Origin of the sequence: Chloroflexus sp., assembly GCF_034432675.1 — a bacterium.
In the GTDB taxonomy this organism is placed as follows: Bacteria; Chloroflexota; Chloroflexia; order Chloroflexales; family Chloroflexaceae; genus Chloroflexus.
Genome location: NZ_DAOUBI010000011.1, coordinates 1 through 2,892, shown reverse-complemented (window position 1 = coordinate 2,892; position 2,892 = coordinate 1). Strand labels below are relative to the sequence as shown.

Below are 2,892 nucleotides of genomic sequence, written 5' to 3'. Positions count from 1 at the left end.
CCCCCTCCCGGCCTTCCCCCGCTGACCATTACTCATAACTGGTGTCAGCCACACGCTTATTAGCGGGTATGATTGCCATAGGTGCTGTTTTGGGCGGCTGCCCGGTGGCAGTGCGCTGCTCCAGCAGTGTTATCACGTGCTGGATGGGTTGTCTTACTCGCGCATCATGTGCGTGGCGCAAGGTTTGGAGTGCGGCAGCCATGCTACCGTGCCAGCCGTGCTCGCGATCCGGCGCGTGGTACATCGTTTCCCATCCTGGTCACGGGAGTGCTGGATGGGATCGTGCCGATCATCGCATCGGTCAGGCATGCATGCGATCCCTGCGTGTAGACGTGTTGTTGCACCAGGTTTGTGCCTGCGCACCAGCAGCCACGGCCAGCCCTTGACGGCGGTGGAGAGGATGCCGGCACGCAGGCTGAAAGCCTGCGCCACGGGGGCGCTTGCAGTCCGGCCTAACTCAGCGTGACGTGTGGGTAATGCGTAGCATATTGCGCCGGGGGAGAGGAAGTTGAGGGCATCGCCATAGACTATCGCTTGCCCGCGCTCCCATGTTCTATCCGCCCTTGCATTGCAGCATGGGAGCAGGCCGGGGACGTACCATACCCCAGGCACCATTCAGACAGGGCCGAGGGTGAGAGCGTTCAGGGCATCGCCAGGTGTTATCTCTTGTATGTGATGGGATGTCCCGTCCGTTCCTAAGCCCTAGCGTTGGCATGAGCGTATCGCATATCACCACTGGCAGCAGAACAAGCCAAGACGATTGCTCATCATCACCCTGGCGCTGCAACGGTGATCCAGTGACTGTAACAATCTGCCAGCAGCTTGCCGATAGTACTTCAGCACGGCAGAACGAAGCACATCGTTGCGCAAGCGTTGGTATTACCCGAAAAGGTTCTTCACTCTGTTGAAATTACCCTTTCTATGCAGTCTCCCTTCACCAGTTCACATCTCGAGTAACACTGCGCATCACTGTCTGGCACCGAATATGCGATGATCCGAGGTTATTCGTCATATTCGCAATGATCCGCAGGTGTCGCCTGTGCAATTCGGGCGGGTTCCGTAGAAGGCAACACCGTCAGGTATGACAGGGTAGGCCAGTTGTAGGGGCGGGTTCTAAACCCGTCCCTACCCGCCCCTACGGACATTGCCTGTGCCTATTGACATTGCCGCACGAGAAGGTGGCGAAAGGGTGCGTCTTAGATCGCCTATCATGCATTGGACGGTATCAGATGTGATATGAGCCTCAAGTTGCCACTTATGCTGTGGGCAGGCCACGGAGGCTGACGGCCAGGCTGTGAACAGCACGACGGTGCCCGCAACACCGTGTGGCGTAACCGTATGAACGATGTGGGGCGCAGTCAATTCCCATGGACGTGATATGTCAAGCCTCACGGCAGGAGCCCAGATTATCCACACCCTCTGTGTCTCTGTGGTGACAAAGGGAGCAACCTGGGTTATGAATGATTCCACCCCGCTGAACTAGACTATCTGCCCCACCCAGTACGTATTGCGGTTTACGGTTGGCATTGCCCGCACAGTAATTCCTTCGATAGTCGTTACTTCAGCTTCGTTGACCAGCACCAGAGTCGGTTGCACACCGGGAAAGCGGGCTTTGTAGGCTTCAATCGCTTCGGTAATCTTGCGCACTACCGGAGTTTTTGGGTTATCGTCGTACCACATCAGAAATGGTGGTTGGCGGCGAAATGCGGTTTCAGGCGTGGACAGGACAGGCGTAGGTTCGGTTACGGGTGTTGGCGTGTGAGAACGTGATGCGTGTGCCATACGGTGCTGTCTCCTTCGAGATAGGGATGGGCAAGATGGTTCCTGATCCGGTGATACAACAACCGGAAGTCGTTTTGCTCATCCGCGACGAAATTACGTGCTGGATCGAAAACCGTTCACGCTTGGTCATGTGGGCGTTGCGCTGTCTGGCGTACGGAAGCCATGCTTCTATAGCGACCGTGCATGCTGCCCGGTGCGTGTCGCGCCGGTGAACCTGCTGATCACGGGTACGATGTGCTCGAATTCGCGATCATCTGGCTTTGCAATAAGCAGTGCGATGACTGATTATCAGGCAGCACGCTTCATTGACCCTGGCTACGCATAAAAATACTGCTGTGCGCATCTATGGTGAACGGCATGGCATGATTAATTAATCGTGGCGGGATCAACCTTTTCATATCTGACGAAACCACTCGCGCTGGAGGTACCAGTTCCCGGAACGCAAATCATGAATGAGGGTTCGTACAATACCATCGGCGCAGGCAACCCGGTAGTAACGCCGTTCACCATGACGATCACAGGTATCGCGAATGTGCAGAACATTGATAACCCGGTGAATACTGTTTTGGTACTGAAACGTAGCCGGGAGGAAACCAAACCGCATTGCGAGTAGAGTGATCCGGTCACTTCGTGGTGGATGTCTCCAGACAACGGATGATGGGTGGCGGGGCCATTCCCGCAACATTCTCCAGCTTAGCATACCTGATCTCCGGCTTGTAATTTCTTTGCTGAACCGTATTGTATCAGAACATTTGTTCAATGTCAAGCCAGAAATCCAGAAGACCACAGGGAGCGATGGGTTCAGGGTTGAACGGACCATGCAAGTGTGTGCAGAAGATAGGGCCTGGGGATGCACTGAACGCTCTCACCCCCGGCCCTCTACCGTGCAACGGGATAGGGGAGATCAGGCAGACGCTGTATCAAATCTGGTAAGATTACAGTGCATGATACGCCCTCTCCGCTGCACAGACATCCAACGGTGACTCGCACGATCAGTGCGGTCATTGACGGATCATGAGTGCTAACATCCTATCCGCGTTCATCCGCCCAATCCGCGTCCATCCGCGTTCCGATGCCCCCCGCAGATAGCCGCGCATTACCTTACCGCCT

At 55.6% G+C, this 2,892-nt stretch carries 2 protein-coding genes; one reads left to right on the top strand and one right to left on the bottom strand.

The window, feature by feature from the left end; translation table 11 throughout:
• Positions 1-1,479: 1,479 nt before the first annotated feature.
• Positions 1,480-1,782, bottom strand: coding sequence for a hypothetical protein (locus tag VAE55_RS01190; protein ID WP_322814004.1), 303 nt, complete (start codon positions 1,780-1,782; stop codon positions 1,480-1,482).
• A gap of 448 nt (positions 1,783-2,230) precedes the next feature.
• Between VAE55_RS01190 and VAE55_RS01185 the strand changes: the two genes are divergently transcribed.
• Positions 2,231-2,395 carry a hypothetical protein gene (locus VAE55_RS01185; RefSeq protein WP_322814003.1) on the top strand — a complete coding sequence of 55 codons (165 nt, stop codon included), beginning with the start codon at positions 2,231-2,233 and terminating at the stop codon, positions 2,393-2,395.
• Positions 2,396-2,892 lie beyond the last annotated feature (497 nt).

Bases quoted from the DNA above. Each gene is read 5' to 3' on its own strand.
- VAE55_RS01190 (WP_322814004.1), bottom strand. From the start codon at position 1,782: ATGGCACACGCATCACGTTCTCACACGCCAACACCCGTAACCGAACCT.
- VAE55_RS01185 (WP_322814003.1), top strand. From the start codon at position 2,231: ATGAATGAGGGTTCGTACAATACCATCGGCGCAGGCAACCCGGTAGTA.